Here is a 26,978-nt window from a genome sequence, read left to right as displayed (position 1 = left end):
AGTACAGGGTTATAACTCTGCGTACAAAGGACAGCGAACTCTTCAAAAAGACCGGAAAGGCACAACTTGTACTTGATACCGGCAGGATACACCTTGTCTCCCTCGATGCCGCTGAAGGGCGTTGCCAAAAATACCGGACACGAGACAGGGACGTCGAGTGAAGAAGGTTGAGCAGGGACGCGAATCCCTTCTGGTCGGGATTTTAGGCGTAAGACCGAAGAGTTGTCGGCTTCGCCGGGAGTCGCAGGGGGTTTGCAAAGGGGGGATGTCGAAACTCTCCCCTTTGCCCGGGTGTGGGTTGGAGACCCACGACTTTATATCGCCTGAAAGGCGATTCATATAAAGGCCAGACAGCCATGTTAATAAAGACTGCCAGTCAATCATTTAGGCTCGTCAAACAGGTATACAGAGGCTTTTATATGATTCGGGGAAATATCAACTAACCTTAAACTGACTCACACTTTACGAGGCTGATATGTCCCTGACCCAAAATCAAGTCGAGCTAATCCAGGGCTCCTTTTGTCAAATAGCTCCTGACGCTTCCCGTATAGCCGACCTCTTCTACGACACTCTGTTTGAGCTGGCTCCGAATACCCGCCCCTTGTTTAATAACAGCATGAGCCTTCAGTGGCAAAAACTGATGCAGATGCTCTCTTCCACTGTGGCGGGTTTATATGACCAGGAAGCTCTGGTGCCAGTAATACAGGAAATGGGGCGAAGACACATAGGCTACGGCGTTAAACCTGAACACTTTACGCCGATGACTGATGCACTAATTTTCTCGCTTCAACAACATCTCAGTTCAGCTTTCACCCCTGAAGTCAGGGATGCCTGGACTGAGTTCCTGCAATGGGTGAGCGATGTGATGCAAGCAGCTATGCTTGCCAGGCGCTAACGTAAAGAACAGCAATATCTTTCGATAACAGATACAAAAACGCCGCTGGCTTGTTAGCTCAGCGGCGTTGTTTTATACGACTAAAATGTCAGACTGGCGTAGCCAATTAATGACCATCAATAAAGATGAACTTAATCAGGAAGAGTACCGCGACGACTACCACGCAAGGGTGGATATCACGCCATCTGCCACAGCCGGCTTTGATGACGCAGTAGCTGATAAAGCCTGCGGCAATGCCTTCAGTAATGGAGAAGGTAAATGGCATCATTACTGCCGTAATAAAGGCTGGTGCTGCTTCACTCAGATCGCTCCACTTCACCTTGGTCAGGCCGGCGGTCATCATCACGCCAACGTAGATCAGGGCACCGGCTACCGCATAAGCAGGCACCATAGCGGCCAGCGGCGACAGGAAGATCACACCAAGGAACAGCACACCTACCACTACCGAGGTCAAGCCTGTACGGCCACCCACAGCAGCACCGGAAGAGCTTTCAATGTAGGCGGTCACGCTGGAAGTCCCCATATAGGCACCAGCCACACTGCTCAGTGAGTCCACTTTCAGGGCTTTGCCCATGTTCGGGAAACGGCCCTTTTCATCATTGATGCCGCAACGTTCAGTCACGGCAATCATGGTACCCGAGCTGTCGAACATGCTTACCAGCGCGAAGGAGAAGATCACGCCAGCCAGACCAATATCCAAAATGGCACTCAGATCCAGCTGACCAAATACATGACCAATGGCAGGTGGCATAGAAACGATACCGCTGAACTGCACATCACCGCACAGGGCCGCCAGCAAAGTGACCACCAGAGTAGAGATCAGTACCGCTGAATTAACACCACGGTAGGCCAGAATAATGATGATAAAGAAGCCCAAAGAGCCCAGTACAACAGGTAGCGAGGTCAAATCGCCCACCTTCACCAGAGTGTTCGGGTCTGCCACTACCAGGCCACTGTTTTTAAAGCCCAGCAACGCAATCAGCAAACCAATACCGGCAGGAATACCGGTTCTCAGGCCCGCAGGGATATTTTCCAGCAGCCACTGACGCAAACCAACGACAGATACCAGAGCAAACACCACAGCGCCCCAGAATACTGTGCCCATGGCAACCTGCCAGCTTACGCCCATACCCAGGGTAACCGAGAACGCAAAAAAGGCGTTCAGGCCCATGGCGGGTGCAAGGGCAATGGGCAGATTCGCAATCAGCCCCATTGAGATACTGCCCAGCGCTGCCGCCAAACAGGTGACCACAAACACGGCTTTGGTATCCATGCCCGCCGCACCCAGAATTTGTGGGTTAACGAACACGATATACACCATGGTCATAAAGGTGGTGAAACCGGCGACCACTTCGGTAGAGGGCGAAGTGCGATTTGCGCTCAACGCGAACATACGATTCAGTAGCTGGCCAAATTTAGACGTAGGTTGGTAGTTAACGTCAGGTGCCTTGTTAACAGAGGAACTTTGCGGATGGTGCATGGATGGTTAGCTCGGGTTAAAAAAAAAACCCACCGGCTCTGAGCCAGTGGGTCTTGCCTAATTAAACCTCAAACAGCGGTAAAATTCGATCAGAGTTGCTAAATGTGTGACCAAAATCACCGTCAAGCATAAGGGGCCACCGACACCTTTGTCTTTTGTGCATGGAAACAAGTCTTTACAGTTTGAAAAACAACACCCTGGCACATCGCCAGAACATTCTGTTAGCTTGAGCAAGACCTTAAGAATAAAACACTAATTAGAAAACTCTCTAACGGAATGATGGGAATAATATGAACATAAAAAAGTGGATTCTCAGGATTTTTATTGGCGGTTCTTTGCTAACCCTGATCTGGGCTGTCTCAAGTTATTTCTTTGTAGATTACCAGCTGGACAAGATGTATGGCGGCCATACCGAGTTGGCCGAGGTTCCGGCTCTCGACTTTTCTCACTCCCGTTATGCTGTGACCAACTCTCATATTTTGGGGAGCGACGCCAACCACTTTCAATCAGGCCTGGCTGTCATTATTGATGATGGTGAGATAGCGGATATTGTTCCCCAGGATTCCTTGCCTGCCGATATCACTGTGGTTGATGGTCAGGGGGGCTATCTGGTTCCCGGCTTTACTGATTCCCATGTTCACCTATGGCAAAGCAAAAATGACCTGCTGCTTTATCTGGCCAATGGCGTGACTCAGGTAAGGGAAATGAATGGCAGTGAGCAACATATTCGCTGGCGGGATGAGATTGAAGCCGGAGCATTGGGGCCAAATATCTATGTGGTGTCACCGCAGCTGGCAACCTTCGACCCGCTTGAGGGGTGGTTTGTAGGCTGGACACAAAACAAGACTATTGTCAGCAGTGCCGAAGAGGTTGAAGCTGCGGTAAAGGGCTTTAAGCAGCAGGGCTATGATGCGGTTAAAGCCAGCAGCTTTTTGGATAAAGCAGGATATCAGGCACTCAGTGACGCCACTCAACAACACCAAATCCCTATGGTCGGACATATTCCCATTGCAGTCGGGCTTGATGATTTTATTGCGTCCTCGCAGAGTGAAGTGGCCCATGTGGAAGAGCTGGTAAAAGCGCTCGCCAGAGAATATGGCGGCTTCAAACCTGAAAATAAAGATGACTTTCTGACGTGGCTGCGAGGTCGAAGCCCTCAGGTGGCAGAGCAGTTGTTGGAACGTAATACATCAGTCACAACAACCCTGACGATTGTCGACAGCTTCCATCCACAAAAATCAGACCTGGCCAGCGAGCTTAAGCGGGTAGAGCTTAAGTACGTCAATCCCGGCATAGCTGAAGGGGTGATTATCACTTCTCAGGGCATGGGCTGGCTGCCGGATGTCAATATCTACCGCCTGTATGAGGGGATGACACCGGAACGTCGGGAAGAGGTACTTGAATACTGGCAGGCCTATGCTGAGGCACAATACATCATGTTCGACGAGTTACGGAAAAAAGGGGTACATATTCAGGCAGGAACCGACACCAATGTCCCTGTGATGGTGCCGGGTTTCTCTTTGCATGAGGAGATGCTGGCGATGCAGCAAGCCGGAATGAAGCCGACAGAGGTTTTAAGAGATGCGACTCTCTCGCCCGGTAACTGGATGGAGCAAAATGTCGGCCAAATCAGCCCGGGATACCAGGCTAACCTTGTTCTTCTTCGCGATAACCCAGGCGAAGATATTCGCGCCTCCCAGTCTATCGAATCCGTCATTATTGGCGGCAAGCTTTTATCTCGGGAGTATCTGGACAAGTTGCTCGCCAGTGTACTAACCGCAAACGATAACAGCCGCACTGTCGATCTTGAGGACCAGGACTGGCAATAACCTCAGCCCACCTGATGCCTGCAATAATCCCATGCAGGCATCTTTTTCATTTGAGGTCTCTCCAAGGCTGAAAACAAGCAGCCCCTGAGGTTGTTACAACGCCTGCTTTCCCTGCCCCAAACTGACTAAGCCCAAAGATGCACTCGCTTTTTTTAACCCTATCAATAGACAAATGACCGATAGTTACCTTGTAAGTCCCGTGGGAGGATAACTTCCAACTATCATAATTTGAGCTGGGTTTTAGCTGATGAGATTAGTGTTGTCGCTGTTGTTGACCTTAACCATTGCCGGTTGTGGTCAGTCCGAAGCTGAAAAGAAGTACACCATCAAAACCTTTACCACCATTGAGCAGATCATCGACGTGACCAGGGAAGATGTTTGGACTGATGCTGACGTAGCCCAGATTCATATTCAGCAGGCACGGCTGGGGTATATGGTGGAATTTCTGGACGATATCAACATTGGTTTGTTCACAACCCTGACCAAAGACATCCCCTATTATGCCGTTGGTTATCTTGACGGCGGATTCGAGCGCGCCCGACACCTGGTGATCTGCATAGACAGCCACTGTCCAACCCCGGAACAATTGCGTTTGCGGGAATATAACTTCAAGGTTTATCAATTTGAAGCCGCTGTGGTCACCGTGACTGACAATTGGGAGATCAGAGCCTCCAAAGAAACAGGTAAGGTCAGTTTCTCCACTTCAGATGACTATGTCGCAAAACGAAAATTCCAGGGGTCACAAAATGTACTTTCGCCTGAGTTGGTGGGTCAGGAGGGCTACTTTTATCAGGTAGAAATACCTTTAGAAAGCTCATCCCTGAACATGCAGGTTGTAAAGGGAGATCCGGTTAGTGTTGAGTTCAGCGGTAACAGCGACTCAATGAATACTCCATTCAATAAGTCCTACACGATTGATAAACCAGCCGTATTTCGTTACCACGACCACTTTATATTCGTTGCCACTGATGGTCAGCATTTGATGAGTACCGATACCAGTCTGATCAACTCAGAGTTTGACAAGGCGCCGCGGCCTATCGATGTCGATATATTGGCTGAATGGAAGCTCTCAACGGACAGGCCCAATACGAATGTGTGAACAAGTCAGTCACCAGGCTTAAGCCATTTAAAAAAGGACCACTAGATGAAGGCTTACGATAAAGCTATCCAGTACACAAAAGGCTTCAGCATTAAAGGGGCCGCTATACGCGACAGGCAAAATATCTTTTTGTTTTTTGAAAACCATTACGATGAGAAAAAACATGGCAAAGATTGGCAGCAAGAGTCGCGCATTGTCTATTATCGCCCGCAAACAGACAAAGTATGGGGAGGGAAAGGTTATTATAACTTGTTTAATGTCATGGGTATCTGCCTGCCAGACAAACAAAAAACCATGCTTTTCACCGATTGGGATGGCAACGCTTACAAACAGGGATTAAGTGATGGCTATGAGTTTATTGATGTACCTAAAATTCCTATTGAACAAGGAAATAGTTTCAATACGCTGAAATGGATAGATAGTGGGCTATATATCGGCGGAAACGGGCGCACATTGCTCGTTCAACAAGACGACAAAACATGGCGCTCGTTTGGACCCGGTGGTACCGCTGCCGAAGAGGAATCAGCGACACTATTGGCACTCACTTTTTTGTGTTTTGATGGCTTTGCTGCTGATGATATTTACGCTGCTGGCACCGATGGCGACTGCTGGCACTATAATGGTCAGCAATGGCAGCCCCTGGATATTCCTACCGATCAGGATATTAATACCCTATGCTGTGCAGGCAACGGCAACGTCTATTTAGGCTGTGATGGCGGGATTTTGCTGGAAGGCCGCGGCGATAATTGGCAACAGCTCCCTATTAAAGCCTATGACGATACCACGCTCATTACCCTGCTTCACTGGTTTCAGGAACGTCTTTATATTATCCCTGCCAATAGCTTCGATGGTGCCTACGAATATGATGGAAAGCAACTTCTGCCCAGCCAGTTGGGTAGCCTGCGAGTAGATACCAACAATATGTTCACTGACAATATCCTCGAAGCCATTAGACCCAGTGACAAACCTGGCCCAACAGTGCCTGGCGCGCCCAATGCCATATGTAGCTGTGATGATTTATTGCTGGTAGCAGGTGGAAATGAGGTTGTCGTATTCGACGGCACTCAATGGATGACACTGTTTCAATCTAACCTCACCGACGCGGAACTCGAGCAGACCGGCTGGCGTTATCAGCCCTGAAATCATCAGGCTTAAGCCATTTAAAAAAGGACCACTAGATGAAGGCTTATGATAAAGCTATCCAGTTCACAAAAGGCTTCAGCATTAAAGGGGCCGCTATACGCGACAGAAATAACATCTTTTTGTTTTTTGAAAACCATTACGATGAAGACAAAGACGGGGATGATTGGCAACAAGAGACACGCATTGTCTATTATCGCCCGCAAACAGACAAAATATGGGGGGGCCAAGGTTATAACAATTTTTTCGATGTGATGGGCGTCTGCCTGCCGGATAAACAAAAAACCATGCTTTTTAGTGATTGCTATGGAAATTCTTATAAACAGGGATTAAGTGATGGCTATGAGTTTATTGATGTACCTAAAATTCCGATTGAACGAGGTAGCCGCTTAAATACGCTAAGGTGCATTGATAGTGACATATTTATCGGCGGGAATCGGCGTACATTACGTATTAGACGGGATAATATGACCTGGCATGATTTCGGACCAGGAGGAACAGATGCGGAAAGGGAATTAATAACGCTATTAGGGGCAACCTTCTTATGCTTTGATGGATTTGCTGCTGATGATATTTACGCTGCCGGGGTTGATGGTGACTGTTGGCACTATAATGGCCAGCAGTGGCAGCCTCTGGATATTCCTACTGATCAAGATATTTATACCCTATGCTGTGCAGGCAACGGCAAAGTCTATTTAGGCTGCAGTGGCGGCATTTTGCTGGAAGGCCGCGGCGATAATTGGCAACAGCTCCCTATTAAAGCCTATGACGATACCACGCTCATTACCCTGCTTCACTGGTTTCAGGAACGTCTTTATATCATCCCTGCAAATAGCGTTGAAGGTGCCTACGAGTATGATGGAAAGCAACTGCTCCCCAGCCTGTTGGGTAGCCTGCGAGTAGATACCAGCAATATGTTCACTGACAATATCCTCGAAGCCATTAGACCCAGTGACAAACCTGGCCCAACAGTGCCTGGCGCGCCCAATACCATATGTAGCTGTGATGATTTATTGCTGGTAGCAGGTGGAAGTAAGGTGGTCGTATTCGACGGCACTCAATGGATGACACTGTTTCAATCTAACCTCACCGACGCGGAACTCGAGCAGACCGGCTGGCGTTATCAGCCCTGAAATCATCAGGCCGCCCTGGTGTTCCGCGTTGGCATCCCCATTAATATCCGACAGGAAATCCCATTCTTCTGGCATCATCTTTTGCCAAACCTAATTCAAAGTTCAAATTTCTTTTCTCTTTCTTTTTCCTGTTACGCTCCTCACTGAGCTTGTCCCGCTCGCTGGTGCTGAGTCCACTTTTCGCCAGCTTATCTCCCAGAGACTCTATTTCGTATCCAAGAGTCGCAATTTTTTGTTGTTTTATATGGATATTGTGAGCAGATTGATAGGCGCTATAAAACTCGGCTTCCAGCGATTTGGGGCAAGCATTTTGGTAGTACCCTCCGCTTATACCAACACTCCAGCCATTATCTCTGGTGCAGTATTGTGCTATCCCCTGCTGCCAACCTTTTTTATATTCAGGAACGGATACAGAGACACCAAACTCAGCACAATCATCAGCATATAAACTATAGGTATTTTCGGGTTGACCACTTTGCCCATCTGTTAAGCCCTGGGATAGCCAATCGGCATGATTACATTCAGATTGGTCCATACTGGCGCAGCCACTGAGGATAGATAAGATTAAAATGAAAAAAACAGACTGGTAGATTTTCCGCATAACTTTCTCCAAAACTTATTATTAATTTTATTTGCAGACTTTGCGATATATCTCCTCAGCTACACTAACACCTCCGACTCTGCAATAAAATGTATCCCAAATTGATGTTATGGCGGCTACTTGATCTGATTCAATTGGCATTTGACAGCAAAAAGCGAAATACAAACCCATCGCTAATTAATTACCTCCAACCAGGCTGAATTGCCCCATATCCGGCAAGCGACATAAGTCATCCAGGCCATTACCTAAATTTCAGTTCCATTTTGTAAACCACAAAAGCCTTGCGCCAGATCACACAAACGCCGACACAGTCAACTTTAGTTAACTACTGAGTTTCATAACTCCATATATTAGTAACCCTTAAAGGTTATCCAGCCTGCTAAAACCTTTCTCAAAGCCCACAAAAAGGTTGAACCAACACACAAAAACAACTGATTATTCGACATAAATCCCAGGCTCGTTTCAAATATAGCGACTTTGGCTCACTAAATTCCAGCATACGCATCAGGTCACATTTTTTAACTTAGCTGTGGGTAAAATGCCTCCACAGTAAACAATACTTAACCGAAATCTTAGCTTCCCTTTCCTCTCTCTTGCACACAAGCGTGTTGATAGTGGCTCAGCGACAGATCCCCGGTTCCTGCTTCAGTCTTAACAGGCAGGACACTTAAGGAAGAATGATATGAACATCACCAATAAAGACGTTGTTTTAGGATGGACGGCGGCCATTGCGGTTGCGGTAATATGGGGGGTAACAGGTGTAGTGTCCAAGCCACTTTCCCAGGCCGTAGACCCAATGACACTGGTATTTTTCCGCTACGTAACAGCAGTCATTGGCCTTTCAATCATCTTCTTCTTTACCTCCCGCAGTCAGAGTCTGAGCAAAGATCTGGGTGGCTCGCTGAAAATCGACAAGAAAGATATTCTGAAAATTGCGCTGTGCGGCATTATTGGCCAGGGTGCCTTCTCCTTGTTTAACTTCCTGTCTCTGTCTCATATCGGCGCCACTGAAAACGGCGTCATTCAGGGTATGCAGCCATTTGCCACAGTCTTTTTCGGCATGCTGTTTATGAACTTCCGCATGAATAAAATCCAGTGGGCCGCCTTTATTACCTCGGCTTTGTGTATTTACGCCATGAGTGTGGGGCCAACCAACAGCATTGAAGGTGGCACACCTATGCTGGGCTATATCTATGTCACCTGCTCCATGTTGTCTCTGGCCTGGACTGCTCACCTGCGTGCCAGCCTGGCTGACAAGTATGGCTCTGTAGTTTCTATGCTGTACCAGTACATCTCTGTAGCCATTGTCGGTTTCTTCGCGGTAATGGCGATGGGCCTGGATTTGAGCCAGATTTATATCATCCTGGATAGCCCACTGCTGATTGCTCTGCTGATCTTCCTGGGTACCGGTATCTCGGGTGGTAGCTACCTGATTCAGCTGTACTCTTTCAAACGCATCGGTGTAGAGAAGGCCACTATGGCACTAAACCTGATGCCTCTGGTGGGCTATGTGGTTGCAGTACTGACTCTGGGCGAGCAGATGGAGCTGAGCAAAACCATCATTGTGTCTCTGATTGTGGTGGCTCTGTATGTGTTTACCAAATATGAAACCAAAACGGACGACACTGCCGAAGCCGCGGAAGGTGCAACTGCCCTGAAGCCTCAAAAGGCCTGATTTCTCCAACCTGGCTGACACCTGGTGTCACTCTCAGTCCCCCGTCGACACATTGCGACGGGGGCTTTTTATTTAAATTCCGAAAGATTAATCAATACTGCCCAGTAAACCATCCTGATAAGCCTGCTGAACGGCAACAATCTCGCGTTCATTACTCATGACAAACGGCCCCTGCTGTACAAATGGTTCCTGAATAGCGTCACCGGACAGCATCACAAAGTGCACCGGACCTTCTCCTTCAAATATCAAGGGTAAATCCTGTTGATCATTTCTAAATGCCGCGGATTTTCCTGCGGGTATGGTCAGCGACTCTCCCTGGACGTTAACACTCAGGGTGCCATCGATAGCGTGCACCCAAACGCCCTGTGAAGCTTTCGCTGTATGCCGGAATTTGCCTTTATTGGACAAAGTGCCATCCAAAATCGTTACCCCTCCCGCAGGAGCCTGTACGCCCTCGACACCGTTGCTACTACCCAGTACCAGACGCACCCGATAATCCTGAGCAGCCAATATCGGCATAGTTGCCGCACTGACATGTAATGCCTCGGGAGCCGATTGCTTAAGCGTTGCAGGTAAGTTCACAAACACCTGCAATGCATGAGTTTTACTGCCGGGACGGGGGGCCTCATCATGAACAGCCCCCTGCCCGGCCTTCAGCCAGTAGAGATCGCCGGGCAGCAGATCCAATTCATTGCCCAGGGAGTCTTGGTTGTGGAACAGACCTTCACTGTCCTCAAACATCACTGTCACTGCTGACATCCCCGCATGGGGATGGGCCCCAAATGTCGGCCTGTCCATGGTGAAGTGATCCACCATCACCAAAGGATCCATCAATCCACTGAATTGCTTCTCTCTAAATCCCAGCGCCTTAAATCCTTTATGGTTATCTATCAGTTGGGGACTGATTATGCCTGAGCTCTGGTGCAGATTTGCCGCAGGAACCTGAGAGGTTTGAGTGTTTTTTGGGGTAAAGCCGTCTGTGTGAGTTTGCATAGTTACCTTCCTTGATTCAGTTCTGATTGTTATTGGAGCCTTGAGGAAATTTCTCTGTGCTCATCTGATGTTTTACATTTAAATATGGAACAATGACTTTGAAAACAGCCATATATGGAAACCATGAATCCATATATGGAACGATAAAGCAGCTAATCAAGGGACAGGTCAATTTTGGCTAACAAGCCCCATGGCCATAAAAGCAGGAAGCTCAGAATGACGGACTTAAATGACTACTACTACTTTGTGCACATAGTCGAAAAAGGGGGATTTGCTCCGGCAGGCAGGGCGTTAAATGTCCCCAAGTCCCGCCTGAGCAGGCATGTTTCAGCGCTGGAGGCAAGGCTGGGAGTGCGACTGCTGCATCGCTCCTCCCGTCACTTTTCAGTGACTGATATAGGCGCTGAATTTTATCGTCATGCCAGGTTGATGCTGGATCAGGTGGAGGCAGCCGAGGCGCTGGTTAACCGTCAAACCCAGGGTGTGTCAGGTACAGTTCGTCTATCCTGTTCTATCGGTGTCGCCCAGTTTGCCCTGAGCAAGTTAATGGGCACTTTTATGCAAACCTACCCCGCCATTAATCTGGTACTGCAGGTCACCAATGAAACCGTCAATTTGCTTGAAGATGGGTTGGATCTGGCACTGCGGGCACATATGGGTCCCCTGCCGGATTCCAGCATGGTACAGCGAACATTGGGCAACACTCAGTGGTTGCTGTTTGCCAGCCCCAGGTATCTGGATATCGCCGGTCGTCCCTGTGATACCTCGCAGCTCGCTCAACATGTCGGGCTGAAACTGGGGTGGCGGCCACAAACCGGCAACTGGTGTTTGTTCAACAAAGACGGAATAGAAGCCAGCGTGCCCTTCAGTCCGCGCTTTTGCTGTGATGACATCAGCAGCTTGAAACAGGCCGCCATTGAAGGCCTGGGAATTGTGGCGCTGCCCGGCTATACCTGCAAAGCAGAATTAACTGATGGCACTCTGGAACGGGTATTACCAGACTGGCATGCAGGCGTGGCAACGTTTTCCCTGCTGATGCCCACCCGCGCAGGCATTCAACCCGGGGTTCAGGTGCTGGCCGATTACCTCAAAGCCAAACTACCGCCATTGATATCTGTCAGTTGATGGTTAACACCAACCGACAAAGCCTGATTTGGGGGAATAAAGTCATTGAATGGACAGTCCCTTACTACTGCCGATAGCACACAAAACCAGTAGCAGACCAAAGCACAGACCAACCACCTGACCGGGCCTTTCATCCCCCAGACTTTACAGTCTAAAACATGAAGTTTGTCACACTTGGGTGGAGACATGGTTACTGGCTTGTTAGCATAGGGGCTAATTGGCTGAATTTTTTCATTTTTGGATATCCATCCAAGTTTGGCTGTCAGGAGAATAAGAAAACAACCGGGAGTCCCAGTGGAACCTAATACTTATACGCTTATTTCAATTGGATTGTATTTTATCGCCATGTTGGCGATTGGGCTGTACGCCTATAAAACCTCTACCGACGATGTGTCCGGCTATATGCTGGGTGGACGTCGCCTCGGCCCCGGCATTACGGCACTTTCCGCCGGTGCATCCGACATGAGTGGCTGGATGCTGATGGGTCTGCCCGGCGCCATGTACGTGGCTGGTATGTCGCAAATCTGGATTGCCGTCGGCCTACTGATTGGCGCATTCGCCAACTACCTGATTGTGGCTCCTAGACTTCGTGTTTATACCGAACTGGCCAATGACTCCATCACCATTCCGGATTTCTTTGCCAACCGCTTTGAAGACAAAGAGCGCTACCTGCGGGTATTCGCCTCCGTGGTGATCATCATCTTCTTTACCCTGTACACCTCAGCCAGCCTGGTTGCCGGCGGCAAACTGTTCGACAGCTCATTTGGTATGGACTACAGCACAGGCCTGATTGTAACCGCCGGTGTGGTATGTGCTTACACTCTGTTCGGGGGCTTTTTGGCAGTGAGCATGACTGACTTTGTACAGGGCTGCATTATGTTTGTGTCTCTGGTTTTGGTGCCCGTGGTGGCCTTTACCGAGCTTGGCGGCCTTGGCAGCGTGACCAATGAAGTGGCCAGCCTGGATCCCAAGTATCTGGAACTGTTTACCAATGCCAATACCGGGGAAGCACTGACGGCACTGGGGATCATCTCTCTGCTGGCATGGGGCCTGGGCTATTTTGGTCAGCCACATATCATTGTGCGTTTTATGGCGATACGCTCAGTCAAAGCGATTCCTGCGGCACGTAATATCGGCATGACCTGGATGCTGGTATCTATTATCGGTGCACTGGCAACCGGCTTTGTGGGCATTGCCTATGTCAACGAAACCCAAATGACGCTGGATGACCCAGAAACCATCTTCATTATCTTCTCCCAGTTCCTGTTTCACCCCCTGATTGGTGGATTCCTGCTGGCCGCGATTTTGGCAGCAATTATGAGTACCATTTCGTCGCAGCTGCTGGTGACCTCAAGCTCGCTGACCGAAGACTTTTATAAAGCCTTCCTGCGTAAGGACGCGACTCAAAAGGAACAGGTACTGGTTGGCAGAATTTCAGTATTACTGGTATCTGTGGTTGCCATCATGCTGTCGTGGGATCCTCAGAACTCGATTCTGAATCTGGTGAGTAACGCCTGGGCAGGCTTTGGTGCCGCATTCGGCCCCGTGGTTATTCTGAGCCTGTACTGGAAACGCTTCACCCGTAACGGTGCCCTGGCAGGTATGCTGGTTGGTGCTGCCACTGTGCTGTTCTGGATTTATGCGCCGGTCACCATCAATGGCGCCTCCCTGAGCTCAGTCATCTATGAGATTGTGCCCGGCTTTATCCTTTGTACCATTACCTGTGTTGTAGTCAGCAAGCTCACTGCTGAGCCATCTGACTCAATGAAACAGGTTCACGACAAGGTTGAAGACGCTATGCGTGAAGCCACCAGCTAATCGAAACGCTGAACAACAAAAACCGGAACTCATGTTCCGGTTTTTTTAGCTTCACGTCTCTTAGCAAACCACAAAGCAGTCTGACACAATATCGAAGATGCAAGGATAACTATCTGGCAGACTCTACGCCGAATTTGTAGGTAATCAGTTTGTCGAGTATTGCGATATCCTGCTCCCTCCCCTGAGATCTATACTCATTCGGGTTGGCATTCACCCAGCTCTCAACAACTCTCATGCCCGTTGGCGTACTTTCTAATTTCAGGGCAAAAATCAGATAGCCTGTCCAGCTGCGTTGAAAATAAATCCAATCGCCATCGGCAAAGATTCGCCATTTATCTTCCATGTCAGTAGGTTCCAACCCAGCGCGGATCTTCGCTGCCTCAGCATCTGAATACCGCGCCTGATACTTCAGGGGCAAAATTTCAGATGGCAGTTTGCTTGGTTTCATGGCAAGTCCAATATCTGTGGTAAAAGAAATCAGTCAGACAATCCACGTAATCAATCCAGCTATCCCTGCAGGAATAGCGGATAAGGCCGCTGCAGTAGTCGCAATAAACCTCGGGTCAGTGCGCTGCAATAATATCGACATAGAGATTGGGAACATCAGGGCTTCAACCAAGCCAACTATAGCGAGATATCCGAGGGCATATGCCATAAACCACTGATGCTCTGCCGCAGGAGCAAGCCCTGAACCGAAGTAACCAATCAGGTAAAGGGCGACCGCAACAATCAGTTTGGGTGTTGAGGCGCAGCTCCAAAACCAAAACAGCAGCCCCAATAGCAGTAATACCAACATCATTGTTGCTATTGGTGCATAGACGTACTGCACTGACGTTTTTCCAATCATGTCTGCCTGATCAAGATCGCCCACCAAAGTAATAACCACTGTGAGCGCCAATATGGCGACAACCCAGATTATTGAGGTATGCGGGGTATCCTGCTTGTGAAAAGCAATGCTTCTTGAATAGGTGCAGGAGGGTAATTTACGGTATGTAGCCAGAATACAAAGCAGACCGCAAAGTTGCGCAACAAAGGCGGCCATAAAACTACCACTCCAACTGAACAGATTCATACCATAACCTGCCACAATTCCACTTAGCAGTGCACCGAAGTTAATCAGGAAGTAAACCAGTAACATGGCTCCGTCGAGCTTATTTTTATACTGATTGAATACCTGTCCTAATATTCCCCAGTGACTGGAAACAAAACATCCACTGCCAAATGCTATCAGACCGACCGCAAGATAATGATCAAACTGCGCTGCCAACATCAGATAACCGACTATCGCACAAAGCCCACCAATCAGTAAGGTTCTGGCTGTCCCCAATATCAGATCGGACAAGAAGCCACCAGCAAGCTGAGCCAGAATCACAAAGGTGGTAAATGTCGCATACAATTCAAATGCATTTTCCTGATCAACCCCAGCGCCATTCTCGACATCCGTCAGATATAAAACCAAAACCGCTCGCATCGCATAGTAACCCATGCTCTCGAAGAACCTGGCAAAAGCCAGAAAGCTAAAATTGTGCAGATAATTTGAATGGCTGACTTCCATGTTTAAACACTCTCAATTCCATTTGTTGGTTGGGTGGATATGTAAGGTACAACTCAGGAATAACAGGACCACCTCAGTCCTGTTATTCCTGCAGAGGATCAGTAATAGATATAGTCGGAGTCGTAATCTCTTGGGGAATCAACCTGACCACCGGAGTCGGGCGCAAGATTGACCTCAAGCAGTACCTCTTCCCTGTCGGGACGGACAAAACGTGCATTCACACCTATAAATGAGTAACCGCCACCCGGGAACACCCCATTGTTGCCGATATAGGTGAAGATATGAGATTCGCCATCTGTGCTGTATTGCCATTCATCATTACTGACGTTTCGACCATTCATGTACTGGACTGTGTTGTCATAATCCACTGTGAAGTACTTGCCTATCGGCACAGAAAACTGCACGTTTTGCACGCCGTTACTGTCGATTCCTTTGATTTCACCGATAAAGATAACGAAGTCGAATACATCTTCATCAGACTCTATAAACAAGGTCTTATGGGTAAACAGTGTAGTGACATAGCTTGGGGTTTGCAGTTCAGGGAAGCCGCTGGAAGGGGTTATCTGATTAGCCCCAGCGCCGAAACTCATTAGCGTGAACGCAATCACAGCTGCGCCGCCTTTCACCGCACTTTTTACACCAGCCATTGAAAAATCAGTTATATATTTCATGTTCAGACCTTCCTCTCTGACATGAGAGCCAGCGCCTTAAGGCACATTTATTGCTGTTTTTATTGCTCTCAAGAAGGCGCACCAACAGGGTACGCAATAGTTAGGGTGAGCATGTCGCCACGGCAAGGTGTGAGTGAGATCTGCTCACACCTTCTACAGTCCCACACTAGAGCAGATTTCAGAGAGGATAAATCACTGGGTTTACTATATTTTGCTCACCCGGTTAGTAGGTTTGGCTTAACCCTGGGCAAAGCCCGGACCAACAACCGGGGCAATCAGGCGCTGCGCCGCCAGGGTTCCACAGGGGCTTTGATGTAGTGACTAAAGAAATAGCCCCAGGGGATGACAAGGGGCACCAGAATAATACCCAGCAGACAAGCGGCCAGAGTTTCAGTGGCGTACTCATCCAGACCTGCGTCCAGGTGCATACGAAGAGCAAATCCCAATACCCAGATGAGTTTCCAGGCAAGCTCAAAAATCAGTAAAGGCAACATTTTCAGCGGATACAGTAACCCCAGCAAACACAAGAGGCCCAGGGCACCGAGCATGGCATAAACCACTGAGTCGGTATCCGCCACGCCCCATGAAAAACTGATGATCTCCGGCCAGATTGTCATGCCGAGGCCAAACGCCATAAACAGATACATGGCCCTGAGAAGGTTTAATCGCAGAATGCTGACTGGGGGTTGGCTCATTGCTGGTTTCCCGAGAGTGGATTTCTCCCTAACTTATACAGCTTGTCCGTCAGGATACACCTGCCCGCCCTCTGCTCCGGGAGCTCCCCGCCAGGAAAGCCCTGTAATCCGTGACAACCTATTGAATAGGCAGGATATACACAAAGTTGTCAAAATCGTGAGCAAACGTTTCAATGACCAGGCTCAGCTGAACCAAGAGGAATAAGAAACCCAAACCCAAGCTACCATGAGGAAAACCAGAGTGAACATTATGGCTTTCATCAACCTACTCCTTAAACTCAGCAATATCAGCGAGATACCAAATAGCGAAGCAAGATCCAGAGTCCTCAGGGTGTAAGTCAGTAGGTCATAGACAACGTCTATATAGGCAAAGTGGATCGGCGGTGAGTCATACTGAATCGACAGCAGATCACTGGTGGCGAAAACGTAATGTCCCCCAATTCCATACAAGATCAGAATGACACCCAAAAGCACCAAACCATCCCGATGGCGGGAGTCCTGCTCATCACAAACAGGTTTTACACCATATTGGTTGTCACTATCCTGTGACCGACTGAGAAGCAGCACAAGCAACCAAATCGTACCTATGAGAGGAATCAATGGCAGGAGCAACATCCATCCAGTTCTACCAGTATCGTGCAGTCGACGAACCATAACGGCCAGTGCGGGTAACGCTGCAAGAGTGATGTAAATGAAGTAAAAAGGCCCGAACACGACATCATTGAGAACCAATACAAAGGCCTCTGTCGCGCTGTAGTAATCATCTGTCTCAAGTTTAATGAAGCGGTAGCCGATTACTATATCGTCCAGCACAGTTGCCAGAAAAGCGAAAATCAAGCTGACAAGATTGAACATCCAAAATTCCTGTCGACTCGCTCTGCCGCTGAAATCAAAACAGCGTCGCCATCCTCTCAGATAAAATTCCACCTTACCTCCCTGGAGTAGTCAGTTATCAGGCATTGAAGCCGCAAGGACTCTTATTGAAATCATTCACTTTCGGACGTGAAATCAAATATCAACCAGGCAACAAACACAATCATCCTAAAGCACTAACTGTGGTTATCGGCGTCTACCCATAAGTTGGGATATTCCTGACTACAACGCCACTGCGTTGACATTTATAAGCCTCATAGTCAGTTTAGAAACAACTAAACCAATAAGAATCCAAATATGCCGTTATTTATCATTTCTCTGATTATTCAGATTGCACTGATTGTCCACATCATTAAGACCGGGCGTAACACCATGTGGATCTGGTTGGTACTGCTTGTGCCACTGGTAGGTACTCTGGCTTATCTGATTGTGGAGGTGCTGCCGGACCTCTCCCGCTCCCGTACCGGCATTCATGCCAGGCGGGGATTAACCAATACCTTTAATCCAAACCGGGATCTTAACCAGGCCACCGAGTTGTATGAGCAAGCCGATACCGTTGCGCACAGAATGTTGCTGGGCCGGGAGTGCCTGAACAAAGGCATGTATCAGGATGCCAGGGAGATGTTTGAATCCAGTCTGACCGGTGTGCACGCAGAAGACCCGGATCTGATGCTGGGACTGGCGGAGGCTGAATTTGGGCTCGGCAACCCGGTACGGGCCAAAGAGTTATTGGATGAGTTAATCCGCCTCAACCCTGACTTCAAGCACCAGGAAGGGCATCTGCTGTATGCCCGTTGTCTCGTTTCACTGGAGCAGTGGGATGAGGCCGAACATGAGTTTGAAGTGCTGCATACCTACTATTCCGGCCCCCAGGCCAAATACTATTTTGCCCAACTTTTGGAGCAAAAGTCCGAGCCGGGGCGCGCAATGGATTTGTATCAGGAAATCCTTAAAACCGCCGACAGAAACCGGCATTACCGAAGCCTGAACAAGCCCCTGATTACTGAAACAAAGGCTGCACTGAAGCGGTTAAATAAAGGCCTGCATTGATAAGAGAAACAATGTGATGGGCTGATAACACCCTGCAAATAATAATGAGCCGATGGTTCACATCGGCTCGCGGGAAATCAATCTTCAACCGAATAGGGTGTCAGCAACTCATAGCCGTCACCGGACAAGGTAAAATGCACGCCGTATATATCTCCCGAACCGTACATCACCTTCCTGTCTTTAACCTCAATCCCCTTGGATGCGAATAACGCCTCACATCTGTCAGACGCCTTCCTTAACGCTTTCATATCCGTGGAGAACATAGATTCAGACATAATAAAAACCACCTGCCCATTGTTTCCTCCCGCGATACGAAGCGCAGTTCCATCCAGTTCGATATCTCGGGTAGCACCACTCATCTCTGAGCAATCGGTGTCAAGGTTCATGGTGCCACAACCTGCTGCAACGCTATAGGTGCCCACAGTCTTGCCGTTAAATTGCACCGACTCAGGTGTCGACATGCAAGCTGTCGCCATAAAGGCCCAAATTAAAACCAGTAACTTTCTCAATTTATTTTCCTCTTATTGTCGTTATCTCAATGCCACAACACACCAAACTAGCCAAACCGGCTGACAATCGGGATCAGCTGAAGGTATAGATTGCACACAGTGAATTCAGCCGTTTCAATCAACCACTACTTCACTAAGGACTAGATTGACGATGTAAGAGGGGAAATACGATAAACAAAAAAACGCGCTCACTGAGCGCGCTTTCTACTGCTGATCACTAGGGTCTGTTGACCTTTGGAGATGGTTACAGCTGACCTTCAATCCTGATGTCATCAATAGCGATATCGCCTTTCCAGCCACCGGCTGCCACGGCACGGAAGCGCACTTGAATATCACCGCTGAAGCCACTTAAATCCACATTGGCCTGAGTGTATTCGGCCGCTTCTGACTCATGCTGCTGCCCTGATACCACAAACAGATCTTCAGTCCACACGCCATTGTTCAGCACATCCACATGCAGACTGCCGATATTGGCACCATACATATGATAGAAGAAGCTCAGAGTGCGACTGTGACCCTTGATAACCGGGCTATCCAGATAAGCAGTGTCACCGGCGTTATAAGCATAGTCACTTGAGGTTTCAAAGTAGCCGTACTGACCGGTTGTTTGCGCACCACTGTCTGGGCCAGTGCTGTTCGATGGGGTGGTACCCGGCTCCTCAAACCAACTGTCTGTTGCGGCCAGGCTGTTGCTCCAGCCACCATCTATACCGGTTTCAAAGTCCAAACCAGCCAATAGCTGATTACCATTACCTGAACGGGTGCCATATATTTGCAGATTGTCGACGGCGATGTCCCCTTTCCAGCCCCCGGCAGCGACTACACGCAGACGCAGTTGCAGTTCACCGGAATAGCCGGAGAAGTCGACACTGGCAGAAGAGAACTCATCAGATGATGAATGCTGCTCGCCAGTGAGCTGCCAGATATTCTCTATCCAGTTGCCATTGTCCCTGATATCGACACTCAAACTGCCAATATTGGCACCGTACATGTGGTAATCAAATGCCAGACGCATCCCCTGCGCAACAAACACCGGGCTTTCAAGTGAAACGACATCACCGGCGTTGTAGGCTCCTTTGTTATTGGAGGTTTCAACATACAGGTAGTAATCGCTGCCTGCGGACCCTGACTGGGGACCGGTTGAACTGGAAGGCGTACTGCCGGAACGTCGACTCCAATCCCAGGTGTTGGAAGCAGAATTGCTCCAGCTGCCGAAACCTGACTCAAAGTCATCCATGGACAGCTGAGACGCGTCACTCACACCAACACTCTTAGTCTGGCTGTGGCTGGCCCCCTCATCATCAGTCACTGTTAAACTGACCTGATATGTTCCGGCGCTGGCATAGGTGTAAGCCGGAGACGCCGACGAAGATTGAGCGCCATCACCAAAGTCCCACATCCACTCAACAATGCTGCCATCGCTGTCCTGGCTTTGGTCAATAAAGTTGGCAGTCAATCCGTTGGTATTCACTACAAAATCTGCCACAGGAGGCTGGTTCACGGCCGCGCTGACCGACACCTGCGCCGCTTTGGTGTTGGTGGCACCATTGTCATCAGTCACAGTCAAAGAGACGTTATAACTACCCGTCGTTGCATAGGTGTGTACCGGAGACGCTTGGGTAGACTGATTACCATCACCAAAGTCCCAACTGTACAGATCAACACTGCCATCGGCGTCAGAACTCGCGTCAGTAAAGGTCACTGTCATCCCATTCACACTGCTGCTGAAATCTGCAACCGGAGGCTGGTTACCACCTGATGGGTCTGACTTGAATGCGGCAATGGTTGATGCCGTCAGGTTCAGTACTCTGGCGTTATCATGGGTGTCTGTGGTTCCCCGCGTAACGCCCTGAAAGCTCCGGGTCGGATCTGACCAGAAGTTCTGTCGGGTACAACATGAGTTACTGTTGTATGACATGATGGAGCGCCAGCCACCGCTGGTGTACAGGAAGCCATGACCAAACGCATAGGGCGTGGTTTTACTGTCCTGCTCCGGGTTATGTCTGGCCGACATCAGGTGCCCCAGCTCATGACCAAATGAGTAGTAGCCGGTAGCGCAGGAGTCTTTCACCACCATAAAGGCAGTATCCACAGTTGCACCAATCGCACCGGCGCGACCACAGGCACCGGCATCACCAATTAAAATCGCCGCGACATCGGCGCCATACTGATCCCGCAAACCATGCACTTCATCCATATAGCCGTCATTGGGCGCCTCGAAGCGGTCAAGATCGGTACCATGATTGCCGGTTTCTGCATAGTTCAGCTCGTACACATAGGCCAGCTCAACCATGGCATTGACGCCAGAATCAGTAAAACCCTGATTGGTCTCAGCCACGGCCAGGTCAATCAGCGACAGAATGCCTGGGTTCTGTCTTGCAGCTTCCGTGGTATACCCCACCAGCACCTTGATAACTGAAGTGGATGCTGTGGTCACCGATTGAGCAACAGGGAAAGATTGTAATGAACGCGCCTGACTCATGGGCTCAGGCAGATCTTGTGAGTGGTCCTTCGGTGTCAGGCTTTCATCAATCAACTGCATAACGACGCTGTCAGCAGATTGAGGCATCAACTTATATAGCTTGCCATTGACCCTGACTGTCCCGGACAAATACCCATCTCTGCTGACCAGGATGATTTGATTGTCTCCCGGTGACAGTGATTTACCTTTGTTGTTAACCCTGCCCTGCCAAACAAGCGCGCCACTGCTGCTGTGAAATGCCTTCAGGCGTTCAACTGAAATACTGCCCCCTTCGGGCAAGGCCAGCGTCAGGCGGGCAGTACCAAGATTCAGCGCACTGCGGGCCACACCATAGGCTTTGGATTGAATGATTTCTGGATCTGATGGCCCTGTTGATACAGCTTGCCGGGCCTGGCCGGGCGTCTCAATAAGCAAGGATGATGGTGCAGCCAGCGCCGAGGTGACTGTTGTCGCCACCAAAAAAGCAATTGATTGAGTTACAAGATTTTTTCGCATTGAATTTCCCCTGAAAGTTTTCCATAACTTTTGAAATCCCGGGGACTGCTGGAATTTCCGATAGGCGCATCACCACTGAGTGATACAGACCTTCAGGTATATACAAATCAACAGGGGGATTAACAGGCATCCAGTATCTTTTTTCTCTCTATTTAAGGCCTTCAAAAATAGATAAACACAGCTGTGAATTTGTCCTGTGACTCCTCAGCAGAAGTTAACTGGAGTCTGATTAGATTTACTTTTATAGTCAGAACATTAACCACTAACGCCCGGCGCTGTGAAACCAAGGTTTTTATCGACTCCAACCCGCTTGATATCTGCTGTCGTTGTCATGGGCAGCGGCTTGCTGCACTCCCTTGTTGTCGCCAATGAGCAACCTCAAAGCGTGCACTATGCCTTTGCCAATTATCTGGGCAGTGGTATTTACGGCTCTACCGGTAATACGGCAGCCGTGGTCAATATTCCGTTGAGTTTCGACCTCAGCCAGGATGACACCAGCAAGTTGATGCTGCGCTTGCCCTTCTCTGTTGGTTTTGCCAACTACCAGTGGGACCAGATACCAGATCTGGAATTGCCCGATACTGTGGGCAGCATGACCCTGACACCCGGCATTGAGTACCACTGGCAAGCTACTGAGCAGTTGAAAATGGAGGCCTATGGGGACCTGGGGTATGGCCATAATTTTGGTGACCACACCAATGTCGGCATTATTTCACTCGGGGTCTCTACCCTCTACTCATTTGGCCCGGCAGAGCTGTCGCCCCTGTGGGTGAGTCGCTTTTACAGCGCCGGCTACCGGGATCTGGAATCTGGCAAAGGTGATAGCTATTCGGCACTGCGAACCGGCGTCGATATGGGACTGGGGCTGTCTTTTCAGGCCTGGGACAGGCAGGTTGATCCCAGAGTATTTGCTGCCATGCACTGGTTTTTTAATCGTGGCCAGTTGGCAGATGACCTGGCGGGAGCATTAATGCATGACACAACACTGGAAACCGGTATCAGTCTGGCTTTTGACCGTCCGGTAGGCATAGACCCCATCACATTGGACAGGGTCGGAGTAAGTTACAGCAGAGTAGAAGGGGAAGATGTCTGGCGCCTGTTTTTCAGTCTGCCAATTTAATCCCGGCTATTTGGAATTATTACCGTCACCCGGCTCAGACACAGAGCCCATAGTCACTCCAATCGCCGCCCCCAGGGCGACGCCCAGAGAAATCCAAAGCCCAATATCGTCGGTCAATGCACCAACGACAGCACCGATTGCGATCCCCATACCTACACCAAGGCCCATTGATTTTTGTTTTGCGTTAAAGCTCTTGCTGCTTTTGTTTACTGTCATCTCAATTTCTCCCGATCAATGCAGCCCCCATAGGCACACCTTGCGTCGCGATTAAAGCGCGTCTATCTCGAGCAAAATTCAACCATTAAAGGTCAACAGACCCTTATGGCTGAAATGAAAATTCAGACTAACAAAGGGAACAGGCAAACAAAAGCCCGGTGCCATGATGAGGGGCTACCGGGCTCGCAGGGAGTGAATGATGAAATTAATCCGGACAAAGATGGAGGAGTTACCCGGAAGACAGTGCTCAAGTGTCTTTCATCATTACGACCCTCTCAGGTCGTTGAAGCCATTATTAAACAACTGAGTAACAAGGTAAAATTGATTAACCCTATTGCTACAATTCAGAAAACAGATTGGACTGTAAAACAGGGTTCCCTGTGTTCAGGAGCATCCGCTTACTCCAGCGCTGTTCGGCTATACAATTTTTGTTCAATCTCTCACCAGCCATTCATCAACACTTGTGACTCACCCCACACTTGTATCAATTCGTTACCAGATTTGGCCTTATCGGCAGAACCAATTCATCTCAAACCACTCACAAATACCAACAGGCTGATACAGATAACAACACCATAAGGTTACGAATATTCAAACTCTGTCTCATCCCACTGGCATCTTCGCTCTATTCAATAAAACCGGGAGGTAATTTGAGAGATTCAAAATGGTTATTGGTTGTTATTCCTGCATTATGTGCCTGTTTTGCCACACTGGTTGCGATACTTCATTACCTTCACATTGTTGAAGATAACTCAACCGCCCTAACCTTGATGTTTTCAGCCCTGGCTCTTTATCTATGCACCAGCATCACCCTTGGAATGACTACGTCAGGCAACGCCACCTATATTCTGTTCTCTGCGTTAATGTTCTTTATTGTATTTGTATTCGCCATCACCACTGTGACCAGCCACAACTGTGAACACCACTCATCACGTCCACAGATCCCAGAGACTCACATGTTGATTGTCAGCCCTGAACTGCTTAATGACTAATCCACAGAGCCGAATATTCGCGACGCAGGTCACATCTATAAAGAGAAAAAGTCTAATGAGACACGCCATCTGCCAGAATGTTCGGCAACAGATTTGATACCAACCCCAACAACTGACCAACACTCGCGTCAGTTTGTTACCGACACATCAGGAGACCGCGTTTGCAAACTACCAACAAGTATCTGGTGATGATCCCGGCACTGTGTCTGTGTGCCACTATCCTGGTCGCTGCCATGCACTACCTTCACTGGATTGAAAGCAGCAGTCTGTCCTTGCATGCACTTTATGCCATTCTGACCGTCGATGTGATAGCCAGTACGGCGCTGGTGATTATGGCCAGCGGCTACGGAGTTTATGTGCTGCTGTCAGCTTTTATGTTCTTTATCGTATTCGTGTTTTCAGTCGCCACCATCAGCCATCAGGGTCCGGCACCACAGAAAAGCCGGAGCGTGATGGCCCAGACCACACGTACTCTGGACTCCATGGAGTAGTTCTGCCCATCATCAGGCAAAAAAAAGCTGCCTTGCGGCAGCCAAAGGACACGGAGATCACATGCTCAGTTATGCATCCGGACTGGGGCAAGCCCAGAGTTACTGCATATGCTTTCGGACAAAGTCCAGGCTCCTCTGGAAGAGCTCGATTTTATTATCTTTATTAATAAATCCATGCCCTTCCGTGGGTTTGTATAGCCATTCGTAGCTGATATTACGTTCATCCAACGCCGCTTTGAGGTGCATGGCATTCTCAGGCACCACACGGGTATCCCGACCGCCTGTCACTATCATCAAAGGGGTTTTTAACTTATCTATGTAGGTCAGTGGCGACGCCTTGCGCCAGTGTTCTTCGTTGTCACCATATTTTTCCATGGCACCGATGGATACTGAGCTGCCATCCATATAGTCTGCGTGCCTCATTTGATGCAGCAGGTCATAGGCGCCATACATGGGAATCGCGCACTGATAGAGATCTGGTTCAATCAGGGATGCCATGAGTGCCGAATAGCCACCGAAACTGCCGCCCACAATGCATACCTTGCTGTCACTGATATCCGGCCTCGCCAAAGCCCAGCGGGTACCATCGATAATGTCATGCTGGATAAGGGAGCTGCGTTTCTGGTAGGCCACCTTCTCAAATGCTTTTCCATATCCCCCGGAGCCACGGAAATTGACCTGCAGCACAGCAAAACCATTATTCGCCCACATCTGGGGACTGGTATCAAACTGCCAGTCATCCTGCGAACCATAGGGGCCGCCGTGAACATCCACAATCAAAGGGAAAGGCTTGTTACCTGACTTTGGCAAAGTGAGGTAACCATGGATTTTCTGGCCATCCCTGGCATTAAATTGCACCAACTGTCTGGCGGCCATATCTTCTGGGTACAGCCAGGGTTTGGTACTTAACAGATAATCCAGGCTGCCCTTTTCCTGGTTGTACAGATAGAAATCGCCGGGACTCTTGTCAGTGATGACCTTAACGATCATCTCTTTGTCACTGACGCTGTTACTGCGGATGCTGATATCCGCACCGGGAAAGGTAGCGGTAACCCTCTGGTGTATTTTGCTGAAGGGCGAGTCATCCAGATAGTGATACTCCATGCCCTGATGCATGATCTCCACGGCGACTATGTTTCTGCTGTCCGGGGAGCGGATATAGGCATTGATATCGAAATCAGGATGATTAAACAGCAAGGTCGCCTTTTGGGTCTCCAGGTTGTATTGATACAGCCCGGTTGTGCCGCCATCTACCGACTTGGTCATATAGAGCAACTTGCCGTCATCACTCAAAGACTTATAGGAGTAGCCGTACAAAGGGTCTTGTTTGTTAATCGGCACCCACTCACCATTGCGATAGTAAAAGCGCCTGGTTTTACCCTCACGGTTTTTACCCTTGGCAATGACCGGCATCCCTTCACTGTCGACCACCACACTGACATTCCCCAGCGGTAATTGGGCAACCCGGGTTTTGCGTTGAGTGTAGACATTGACCTTGTACAGCATGTCCGGAGCATCACGGTCTGTACCCCATTTGGATGAGCGGATAAGAATATGTCTGTCGTCCTGAGGAAGCAGGTTGACTATGTAGCCATGGGCCTTGTCACCCCGCCTTTTGGACAGCTTATCCTGCTTACTGAAGCCGAATAATTGCTCCCTTTTGCTGCCATCGATATTACCGGCAAAGATCTCCCCTTTATAAGAGCGTCTTTCATAGCCCTGCTTTTTATAACTTTTGGTATAAACCAGGCGCTCATTGTTCACCCAGTAGAAGTCACCGATATATTCATTTCTACCGAAACCATAAGCGATGAGACGGGAGTTGTTCTTTCTGTCGATGACCACCAGTACATTGGACTCCTCTTTGGGCACTGTGGCGGCAAAGTACAGTCCATTGGGCGATAACTTAAGTTGGCTGAATCTGGCGGGCTCCGCAAAATGCTCCAATGGCAAAACCTCCGCCATCAATGTAAGGGGCAACAGCAGCAGGAGCAGAATTAATCGCTTCATCTTCTTCTATTTTTGGCTGTGACAATTAATT

General features: G+C 49.0%; 24 protein-coding genes. 12 read left to right on the top strand and 12 right to left on the bottom strand.

Going from position 1 to position 26,978, the window contains the following annotated elements:
* Positions 1 to 475 precede the first annotated feature (475 nt).
* Complete coding sequence (locus ACFOE0_RS20460) at positions 476 to 895, top strand: globin family protein (RefSeq protein ID WP_248934420.1); 420 nt, start codon at positions 476 to 478, stop codon at positions 893 to 895.
* Positions 896 to 1,001: 106 nt separating this feature from the next.
* Here ACFOE0_RS20460 and ACFOE0_RS20455 read toward each other — a convergent pair whose 3' ends face one another.
* Complete coding sequence (locus ACFOE0_RS20455) at positions 1,002 to 2,288, bottom strand: NCS2 family permease (protein WP_248934764.1); 1,287 nt, start codon at positions 2,286 to 2,288, stop codon at positions 1,002 to 1,004.
* 377 nt (positions 2,289 to 2,665) lie between these two features.
* Between ACFOE0_RS20455 and ACFOE0_RS20450 the strand changes: the two genes are divergently transcribed.
* From ACFOE0_RS20450 to ACFOE0_RS20435, 4 genes are all read left to right on the top strand, one after another.
* Positions 2,666 to 4,204, top strand: coding sequence for an amidohydrolase family protein (locus ACFOE0_RS20450; RefSeq protein ID WP_248934419.1), 1,539 nt, complete (start codon positions 2,666 to 2,668; stop codon positions 4,202 to 4,204).
* A gap of 247 nt (positions 4,205 to 4,451) precedes the next feature.
* Complete coding sequence (locus ACFOE0_RS20445) at positions 4,452 to 5,303, top strand: hypothetical protein (RefSeq protein ID WP_248934418.1); 852 nt, start codon at positions 4,452 to 4,454, stop codon at positions 5,301 to 5,303.
* A 45-nt stretch (positions 5,304 to 5,348) separates the two neighbouring features.
* A complete protein-coding gene (locus ACFOE0_RS20440; RefSeq protein WP_248934417.1) occupies positions 5,349 to 6,443 on the top strand; it encodes a hypothetical protein in 1,095 nt (364 codons plus the stop codon).
* 38 nt (positions 6,444 to 6,481) lie between these two features.
* Complete coding sequence (locus ACFOE0_RS20435; RefSeq protein WP_248934416.1) at positions 6,482 to 7,576, top strand: ribosome-inactivating family protein; 1,095 nt, start codon at positions 6,482 to 6,484, stop codon at positions 7,574 to 7,576.
* 40 nt (positions 7,577 to 7,616) lie between these two features.
* Here ACFOE0_RS20435 and ACFOE0_RS20430 read toward each other — a convergent pair whose 3' ends face one another.
* Complete coding sequence (locus tag ACFOE0_RS20430; protein ID WP_248934415.1) at positions 7,617 to 8,177, bottom strand: DUF2799 domain-containing protein; 561 nt, start codon at positions 8,175 to 8,177, stop codon at positions 7,617 to 7,619.
* A 682-nt stretch (positions 8,178 to 8,859) separates the two neighbouring features.
* Between ACFOE0_RS20430 and ACFOE0_RS20425 the strand changes: the two genes are divergently transcribed.
* Positions 8,860 to 9,852, top strand: a complete 993-nt coding sequence (locus ACFOE0_RS20425; RefSeq protein WP_248934414.1) for a DMT family transporter — start codon at positions 8,860 to 8,862, stop codon at positions 9,850 to 9,852.
* A gap of 87 nt (positions 9,853 to 9,939) precedes the next feature.
* Here ACFOE0_RS20425 and ACFOE0_RS20420 read toward each other — a convergent pair whose 3' ends face one another.
* Positions 9,940 to 10,845, bottom strand: coding sequence for a pirin family protein (locus ACFOE0_RS20420; RefSeq protein WP_248934413.1), 906 nt, complete (start codon positions 10,843 to 10,845; stop codon positions 9,940 to 9,942).
* Between the two features lie 216 nt (positions 10,846 to 11,061).
* On the opposite strand from ACFOE0_RS20420, the gene ACFOE0_RS20415 reads away from it, so the two are divergent.
* Together ACFOE0_RS20415 and putP are read left to right on the top strand one after the other, a co-directional pair.
* Positions 11,062 to 11,970: a LysR substrate-binding domain-containing protein gene (locus tag ACFOE0_RS20415; RefSeq protein WP_248934412.1), complete on the top strand. Its 909-nt coding sequence runs from the start codon at positions 11,062 to 11,064 to the stop codon at positions 11,968 to 11,970.
* Positions 11,971 to 12,315: 345 nt separating this feature from the next.
* Positions 12,316 to 13,788, top strand: coding sequence for a sodium/proline symporter PutP (gene putP / locus ACFOE0_RS20410; protein ID WP_248934763.1), 1,473 nt, complete (start codon positions 12,316 to 12,318; stop codon positions 13,786 to 13,788).
* Between the two features lie 109 nt (positions 13,789 to 13,897).
* Here putP and ACFOE0_RS20405 read toward each other — a convergent pair whose 3' ends face one another.
* From ACFOE0_RS20405 to ACFOE0_RS20385, 5 genes are all read right to left on the bottom strand, one after another.
* Positions 13,898 to 14,236 carry a hypothetical protein gene (locus ACFOE0_RS20405; protein ID WP_248934411.1) on the bottom strand — a complete coding sequence of 113 codons (339 nt, stop codon included), beginning with the start codon at positions 14,234 to 14,236 and terminating at the stop codon, positions 13,898 to 13,900.
* A 33-nt stretch (positions 14,237 to 14,269) separates the two neighbouring features.
* The gene (locus ACFOE0_RS20400; protein WP_248934410.1) at positions 14,270 to 15,343 is read right to left on the bottom strand and encodes an MFS transporter; all 1,074 of its coding nucleotides are present in this window, start codon (positions 15,341 to 15,343) and stop codon (positions 14,270 to 14,272) included.
* A 98-nt stretch (positions 15,344 to 15,441) separates the two neighbouring features.
* Positions 15,442 to 16,014 (bottom strand): hypothetical protein, encoded by a 573-nt coding sequence (locus tag ACFOE0_RS20395; protein WP_248934409.1) that lies wholly within the window; start codon positions 16,012 to 16,014, stop codon positions 15,442 to 15,444.
* 275 nt (positions 16,015 to 16,289) lie between these two features.
* Positions 16,290 to 16,709: a hypothetical protein gene (locus ACFOE0_RS20390; RefSeq protein WP_248934408.1), complete on the bottom strand. Its 420-nt coding sequence runs from the start codon at positions 16,707 to 16,709 to the stop codon at positions 16,290 to 16,292.
* A 183-nt stretch (positions 16,710 to 16,892) separates the two neighbouring features.
* Positions 16,893 to 17,636 carry a DUF805 domain-containing protein gene (locus ACFOE0_RS20385; RefSeq protein ID WP_248934407.1) on the bottom strand — a complete coding sequence of 248 codons (744 nt, stop codon included), beginning with the start codon at positions 17,634 to 17,636 and terminating at the stop codon, positions 16,893 to 16,895.
* Positions 17,637 to 17,879: 243 nt separating this feature from the next.
* Between ACFOE0_RS20385 and ACFOE0_RS20380 the strand changes: the two genes are divergently transcribed.
* The gene (locus tag ACFOE0_RS20380; RefSeq protein WP_248934406.1) at positions 17,880 to 18,632 is read left to right on the top strand and encodes a tetratricopeptide repeat protein; all 753 of its coding nucleotides are present in this window, start codon (positions 17,880 to 17,882) and stop codon (positions 18,630 to 18,632) included.
* Between the two features lie 77 nt (positions 18,633 to 18,709).
* Here the strand turns inward: ACFOE0_RS20380 and ACFOE0_RS20375 are convergent, their stop codons facing one another.
* Entirely contained in the window at positions 18,710 to 19,141 is a 432-nt protein-coding gene (locus ACFOE0_RS20375) for a hypothetical protein (RefSeq protein WP_248934405.1), read from the bottom strand.
* 244 nt (positions 19,142 to 19,385) lie between these two features.
* Complete coding sequence (locus tag ACFOE0_RS20370; RefSeq protein ID WP_248934404.1) at positions 19,386 to 22,118, bottom strand: PKD domain-containing protein; 2,733 nt, start codon at positions 22,116 to 22,118, stop codon at positions 19,386 to 19,388.
* A 277-nt stretch (positions 22,119 to 22,395) separates the two neighbouring features.
* On the opposite strand from ACFOE0_RS20370, the gene ACFOE0_RS20365 reads away from it, so the two are divergent.
* Positions 22,396 to 23,238, top strand: coding sequence for a hypothetical protein (locus ACFOE0_RS20365; protein ID WP_248934403.1), 843 nt, complete (start codon positions 22,396 to 22,398; stop codon positions 23,236 to 23,238).
* 6 nt (positions 23,239 to 23,244) lie between these two features.
* Here the strand turns inward: ACFOE0_RS20365 and ACFOE0_RS20360 are convergent, their stop codons facing one another.
* A complete protein-coding gene (locus tag ACFOE0_RS20360; protein WP_248934402.1) occupies positions 23,245 to 23,454 on the bottom strand; it encodes a hypothetical protein in 210 nt (69 codons plus the stop codon).
* A 650-nt stretch (positions 23,455 to 24,104) separates the two neighbouring features.
* Here ACFOE0_RS20360 and ACFOE0_RS20355 point away from each other — a divergent pair.
* Together ACFOE0_RS20355 and ACFOE0_RS20350 are read left to right on the top strand one after the other, a co-directional pair.
* The gene (locus ACFOE0_RS20355; protein ID WP_248934401.1) at positions 24,105 to 24,446 is read left to right on the top strand and encodes a hypothetical protein; all 342 of its coding nucleotides are present in this window, start codon (positions 24,105 to 24,107) and stop codon (positions 24,444 to 24,446) included.
* Positions 24,447 to 24,607: 161 nt separating this feature from the next.
* Positions 24,608 to 24,937, top strand: coding sequence for a hypothetical protein (locus tag ACFOE0_RS20350; RefSeq protein ID WP_248934400.1), 330 nt, complete (start codon positions 24,608 to 24,610; stop codon positions 24,935 to 24,937).
* Positions 24,938 to 25,036: 99 nt separating this feature from the next.
* On the opposite strand, the gene ACFOE0_RS20345 is transcribed toward ACFOE0_RS20350, so the two are convergent.
* Positions 25,037 to 26,947: an alpha/beta hydrolase family protein gene (locus tag ACFOE0_RS20345; RefSeq protein WP_248934399.1), complete on the bottom strand. Its 1,911-nt coding sequence runs from the start codon at positions 26,945 to 26,947 to the stop codon at positions 25,037 to 25,039.
* Between the last annotated feature and the right edge of the window lie 31 nt (positions 26,948 to 26,978).

This window comes from Shewanella submarina, from assembly GCF_042646185.1.
In the GTDB taxonomy this organism is placed as follows: domain Bacteria; phylum Pseudomonadota; class Gammaproteobacteria; order Enterobacterales; family Shewanellaceae; genus Shewanella; species Shewanella corallii.
The sequence above is the reverse complement of the archived record's forward strand: the minus strand, read 5'-3'. Positions and strand labels throughout refer to the sequence as shown.